Origin of the sequence: Methylocystis sp., assembly GCF_021731785.1 — a bacterium.
Classification (GTDB): domain Bacteria; phylum Pseudomonadota; class Alphaproteobacteria; order Rhizobiales; family Beijerinckiaceae; genus Methylocystis.
Genome location: NZ_JAKFWS010000191.1, coordinates 1 through 5,200, shown reverse-complemented (window position 1 = coordinate 5,200; position 5,200 = coordinate 1). Strand labels below are relative to the sequence as shown.

Annotated in this window: 6 protein-coding genes and 1 pseudogene; 4 read left to right on the top strand and 3 right to left on the bottom strand. The window is 57.8% G+C overall.

The annotated features are described in order from the left end of the window. Positions 1 to 283, top strand: a 283-nt coding sequence (locus QZ964_RS21255; RefSeq protein ID WP_292534349.1) for a hypothetical protein, incomplete at its 5' end; no start/stop codon positions are given. A 61-nt stretch (positions 284 to 344) separates the two neighbouring features. Here the strand turns inward: QZ964_RS21255 and QZ964_RS21250 are convergent. The 3 genes and pseudogenes from QZ964_RS21250 to QZ964_RS21240 form a co-directional block, all read right to left on the bottom strand. Further along, on the bottom strand, positions 345 to 1,520 hold the full coding sequence (locus QZ964_RS21250; protein ID WP_154454080.1) for an NAD-dependent formate dehydrogenase: 1,176 nt from the start codon (positions 1,518 to 1,520) through the stop codon (positions 345 to 347). Positions 1,521 to 1,693: 173 nt separating this feature from the next. Then, positions 1,694 to 2,110 (bottom strand): hypothetical protein, encoded by a 417-nt coding sequence (locus QZ964_RS21245; RefSeq protein ID WP_195838313.1) that lies wholly within the window; start codon positions 2,108 to 2,110, stop codon positions 1,694 to 1,696. A gap of 251 nt (positions 2,111 to 2,361) precedes the next feature. Next, positions 2,362 to 2,901 (bottom strand): annotated as a pseudogene (locus QZ964_RS21240) (IS5 family transposase); the annotation flags it as partial. A gap of 120 nt (positions 2,902 to 3,021) precedes the next feature. Between QZ964_RS21240 and QZ964_RS21235 the strand changes: the two are divergent. From QZ964_RS21235 to QZ964_RS21225, 3 genes are all read left to right on the top strand, one after another. Next, a complete protein-coding gene (locus tag QZ964_RS21235; protein ID WP_195838312.1) occupies positions 3,022 to 3,330 on the top strand; it encodes a transposase in 309 nt (102 codons plus the stop codon). Between the two features lie 272 nt (positions 3,331 to 3,602). After that, positions 3,603 to 3,869 (top strand): hypothetical protein, encoded by a 267-nt coding sequence (locus QZ964_RS21230; RefSeq protein WP_124740585.1) that lies wholly within the window; start codon positions 3,603 to 3,605, stop codon positions 3,867 to 3,869. A 146-nt stretch (positions 3,870 to 4,015) separates the two neighbouring features. Further along, positions 4,016 to 4,252 (top strand): hypothetical protein, encoded by a 237-nt coding sequence (locus QZ964_RS21225; protein ID WP_124740586.1) that lies wholly within the window; start codon positions 4,016 to 4,018, stop codon positions 4,250 to 4,252. The last annotated feature ends 948 nt before the right edge of the window (positions 4,253 to 5,200 follow it).

Below are 5,200 nucleotides of genomic sequence, written 5' to 3'. Positions count from 1 at the left end.
CGCTCGGGATGCCGCTGGAGTTCTCAATTTAAGCGTCAAAGCTCGAAAATGCGCGCCGAAATTCTCAAATATGATGTCAACGCGCCGCGCGAACAGGGATTTTCTAATCAAAGGATGTATCCTGACAACCGCGCGCCTCATGGTTTTTCAAGCTGGTGATGGCTGCAGCGAAAAGCTGGCGACGGCTGCAAGGACAAAATCAATTGCCGAAGGTCCTCAGCGGTGTAACATAACATTCCGCGACGGAATCGAAATCGCGTCCGAGAAGAAATCCGCCGCTTGATTCTCGCCGTCACCCAAAATCCAACATAGCTTAGCTCCAACGCATCGGGAAGCGGGCAAGGTCAGCCTTTCTTGAAGCGGACGGCTTCTTCCGATCCGCTGGTTGCGTCGCCTGCGCTATATGAATGCGCCCCCGCGCCCGCGAGCTTCCCCGCGCTAACGATGAGGTATTCATCGCGGATCGGGCGATTTTCGAACCAGCATTCGAGAGTCTGCGCCGTCAGACTGGTGCCAGAAATATGCGGCGTCATGCCATGGTGCGGCATACTTCTCCAAGGATGGTCGACCGGTGCTGGTTGAGGAAACCAGACATCGCCCGCATAGCCGGCCAATTGTCCGCTTTCGAGGGCACGCACGATGGCATCGCGATCGCAGATCTTGCCGCGCGCGGTGTTAACGATGTAGGAGCCGCGCTTCATTTTGGCAATTAGTGCGTCATTGAACAAATGTTCGGTCTCCGGGTGCAGCGGACAATTTATAGTGACGACGTCACAAACCTCGACCATGCTTTCCACGCTGGGGTGATACGTCACATTCAGTTCTCGTTCGACCGACTCCGGAAGGCGATGCCGGTCGAAATAGTGAAGGCCGACATCGAATGGCTTCAACCGCCGCAGTACTGCCGAGCCGATGAGGCCGGCGGCGACAGTGCCGACCTGCATGGCTTCAAGATCGTAGGAACGCGCTACGCAGTCCGCTATATTCCAGCCGCCTGTCACGACCCATTCGTACGAAGGGATGTAATTGCGTACCAGCGCGAGGATCATCATCACCACGTGCTCGGATACGCTGATGCTATTGCAGTATGTGACTTCCGCGACGGTGATGTTGCGATCGATCGCTGCTTGCAGATCGATGTGATCGGATCCAATGCCCGCGGTCACGATGAGCCTGAGCTTGGACGCCTTCGCAATCCGCTCGCGGGTCATATAAGCCGGCCAAAAAGGCTGCGAAATAACAATGTCGGCGTCAGGAAGCTCTTGGTCGAGTACGCTGTCCGCGCCGTCCTTGCTGGATGTCACCATTAGTTGATGATCGTTCGACTCTAGGAATTTGCGTAGTCCTAGTTCGCCGGAAACGCTGCCGAGGAGCGTACCCGGCTTGAAATCGATTGCTTTTGGGGAGGGCAGCGTTTGTCCGTCGGGATAGCGTTTGGGCTGAGCCACCTCATCGCGCGCATAGGCTTTCGGATAACCGTCGACCGGATCATCATACAGCACGCATACGATCTTGGCCATGTTTCGCTCCCTCTCTCGCTGGGATGCAGGGCGTTAGCTTTCGTGGCTCTACCTATCAGCAGCGCCAAGCGAACTGGCCTCGCTCATGGATACGCGCTAGCGCCGCCTGACCACCCTCAACATAGTTATCGACGCAGATAGCGCAGATTGTTTCATAGGCGATGCGTTTTGGATTATTTGTCGATTTCACCGAAGACGATATCCAGCGAGCGACGACAGCCGATATGTCGTCTACCAGCTGACAATGCGATCAAGAGCGGCGGTCGCTCCCATCCGCCCGGAATTGCCCTGCCTGCACTATAACGAGCCCGAGAAGAAAGAGTAGTTTGCGGCCCAAGGTCGCTCTTGTCTCCAACCAACATCGCCATCGGAATCGGCCTGCGCCACGATGATGCAGGCCGCTGTGAATGGGATCCTGAGTCTTTTTGGCCTTGGCTCAGGCGCTCGCCAACGAGCGGTAGCATGGCGGCATCGGCGAAATGGAACAAGGTTATCGCCGCCGTAAAAGTGAGCAGCGGTTTGCAATAGAAAATCACGCTCAATGCGCTCGGGCGTTTTCGATACTCGTGGCCGCGATCGTTGTCGTCCAAGCCACGCGCCAACGAATGATCAATCTCGCTCGCACTGACGCGAGTACCGCGTGTGCGCTGGCGGCGCCAAGCAACGCGATGAGCCACAGCGCGGCGGCCGGCGCGATCAGATAGCCGGCGACTCCCGCTATGAGCGCTGTGAATACATTCCGTGTGTGGTTGCTTCGTTGCTGCCGACCCGTCTTGTGAACGCCTGTCTGCCGAAGATGCCTAAACTTATTGCCGCAATCATCGGGGGAGCACCGCATCGGGCGCAACCACGGATAAAGCGAAAGGATCGAAGGCGAGCACGCGCGACGCTCCGTCACGATCCTGAACGTCGGCTTCATTCACGACGAGGCCTACGAGGTTTCCTTGCGTATCGGTGACGATGTGACGCTTGCGGCCCTTGATCTTCTTGCCAGCATCAAGCCCACGCGGGCCGCCGCTTTCCGTGGTCTTCACCGATTGGCTATCAATGACGCCCGCCGTCGGGCTTGCCTTGCGGCCGGCCTGACCAAAGCGTGATTGATGTTCGCGAACACGCCGCAGCGCGACCAGGCATAGAAATAGCTCTGCACAGTCGAATAGGGCGGAAACTCCTTCGGCAACTGCCGCCACCGGCAGCCCGTGGAAGCCATATACAAGATCGCGTTCACCACCGCCCGCAGTTTTGTATCGCCTGGACGGCCAAGAGGTGAAGCGGGCGGCAACAGGGGCTCGATCAACGCCCAGTCCGCGTCCGTTAAATGACTTGCGTAACGCAATCCGTCGCGGCGATACTTGCGTCGGGTGATTTCAGTCCAGGCCATCTTACATCCCTCTCGAATCTCGTAAATCCGGAGGAATCACAACCTCCTGAAATCACTCAACTACTTTTTTAGTCAGCCTCTCAGACTGCAGGAAATCCTCTCCGCCAAAGAGACGGCGGATTGGCTCAGCAGCACCCCAAAATCGAAGCCGTCAGCCGCGACCGCCGCGGGCTTTACGCCCAAGGCGTCCGGCAAGGGGTGCCGCAAGCTCGACAAATTACTCACCACTTTCATTTGCTGCAGAACTGGCGCGAGAGCATCGAACGACACATGACCCGAGCTAGCCATTTCGCGGGTCGCCCCAATTTCCGCCCGTCCCCGAAGATCGTCAAGCAGCGCCCAATGGCGAGCGCGCCCGCGAAGCCGCAGACAAGTAACTTAGGCAAGAAGATTACAGTCGCTTCGCGGGACGCGACGTCGGCTAAATAGCTCGGCGCCGCTATGGCAAGCCTAGCTGGCGCGCGCGCAGACCGCAAAGTGGTGGGCGAATTGCGGCGCAAGCTGTGACGCCCATACATGCTTGCAAGCGCCAGTTTCCTTTTTTCTCGGCGCAACATAACGCTCCGCTGTGGATGTGCGGCGGCGGTTTTATGCAGACCGGCATGGCTTGCCAATGCACGCGTTCACCCCAGGTAGGCTAATTCCAATATGGCTTGAGAGGGGCTCTCAGACGCCACACCGCGTTGGTTCAGGAGCTCGCCATGGAGAAACTTCTCGTCATCATCGTAAGCCTCGCCACTGCCTTTTTGGCGTCGCCGATTGCGTTTGGACAAGACCAAGGAGAGACATCAGGGCCGATGACTGGCAAGCCGGTCAAGCCTTCTGGAGCGGTGCAAAAGGAAAATCCCAGCATCCCACACACGCAGAAAAAGAACATCGCGACACCAAGCGCAACCTCCGCCGGTGAACCAGGAGTCGAAGGTAAAAAGGGCACGCAGAGCGGCAAGGAAGCGACTCCGCCGCAGTAAAGGCAGCGCCGCTAGCGTTTGGGGGCGCCGACCCGCTCCATCCGATTGCGCGGCGGCCTCGCTTGGCAATGAGCTGATCACCTCATATCGCTGGCGCCGCTGATACTGCGGCGTGGCTGTATGCATGCACGAAAGGAGCAGTAGATATGCTGAATCAAGCTCATGTTAGACATTGGACCGATCCGCGGCGCGCAGCGTCGCGGCCGAAACGAGACGATGATGAGATAGACGCAATCTTCGCCGAAATCCGGACGGTCGCGGTCGACTTCCCCTTTCGCGAGCAAATAACGGCTGAAGACAAGGCGCTTTCCTTAGAGCTGCTCATTGAAATGAATCGGATCAAGCTGCTCGTGCGCGCGATTGAGCGCGAGCTTTCGGCATGAAGCCCTTCCCGGGGGAAGCGCCGTCGTTCCAGGTTCCTCACAGCCCAGCCGGCGACGAACGGGCTTTTTCGTGCGGGAGCGCCTATCTCTTCGAAGGACACGACTCCATAATGCTGCCAGGTGCGGCTTAAACACCATATGTGGACATCCGATAATCGCGATCGGCGCTTGATCGTCCGACAGTGCCGCGATCCGGGCGGCTTCCCGCGGTGATTCGCATCATCGGAGGTTCATATGATCAATTTGGTGGACTGGACGGAAGCGCGATTAGAGAACGCCCGAGACACCTTGCGATGAGTTGGCGGCTGGCGCATGGCGGCTTTTTTATCCGCATGACTTCTCGGCAATGCATGTCCGTATATTGGACAAATATTGGACACACCCGAATTTTTGGCTCGCAAACTGGCATGACAAATTTATTTTAAATTGGCGTGCCGGTCAGGACAAAGATGCGAACACGTATGTGCTTGAAATATCGCCGTGAATTTGGAGCGTCTGCAAACAAGGCGTCCGCTCTACCTCTGGCTGCAACCATATGGCGGCATCCCCCGGATCATCCAGCGCCCGCCGGGATGCGCCCACATCGGACTTCCGCGCCGGCGAACACGCAGCAGACTCCCACGCAGGCTTTGAACATCCACGTATTCCGCATCTTCCTATTTCACTATGGAGCTTGGATTGCATTCTCGAAACTCACCAATTTCGAAGAGGCGAGGGGGCGAGAGGGCTCCGCCACTGCGTTCCGTGACTCAAACGAAATTGCCTCCAGCAACCCCAAGGCGGTTCACTATGAGGCCTCAAGCACCTTCCGCCCAATCGGCGGTCGTGCCCCCAGTGATGGTGTAGCTCAGTGGGAGCAAGCCGCTCGCGACGCGCGCTTTTGCTAGCGCCGTAGCGAGCGATCGGCTTGCGGTGGTCATCGACGATTCGCCGGTAGGATCGGGTTGC

Excerpts from the sequence above, each read along its gene's own strand:
- QZ964_RS21250 (WP_154454080.1), bottom strand. The coding sequence starts at position 1,520 with ATGGCCAAGATCGTATGCGTGCTGTATGATGATCCGGTCGACGGTTAT.
- QZ964_RS21230 (WP_124740585.1), top strand. The coding sequence starts at position 3,603 with ATGGAGAAACTTCTCGTCATCATCGTAAGCCTCGCCACTGCCTTTTTG.
- QZ964_RS21225 (WP_124740586.1), top strand. The coding sequence starts at position 4,016 with ATGCTGAATCAAGCTCATGTTAGACATTGGACCGATCCGCGGCGCGCA.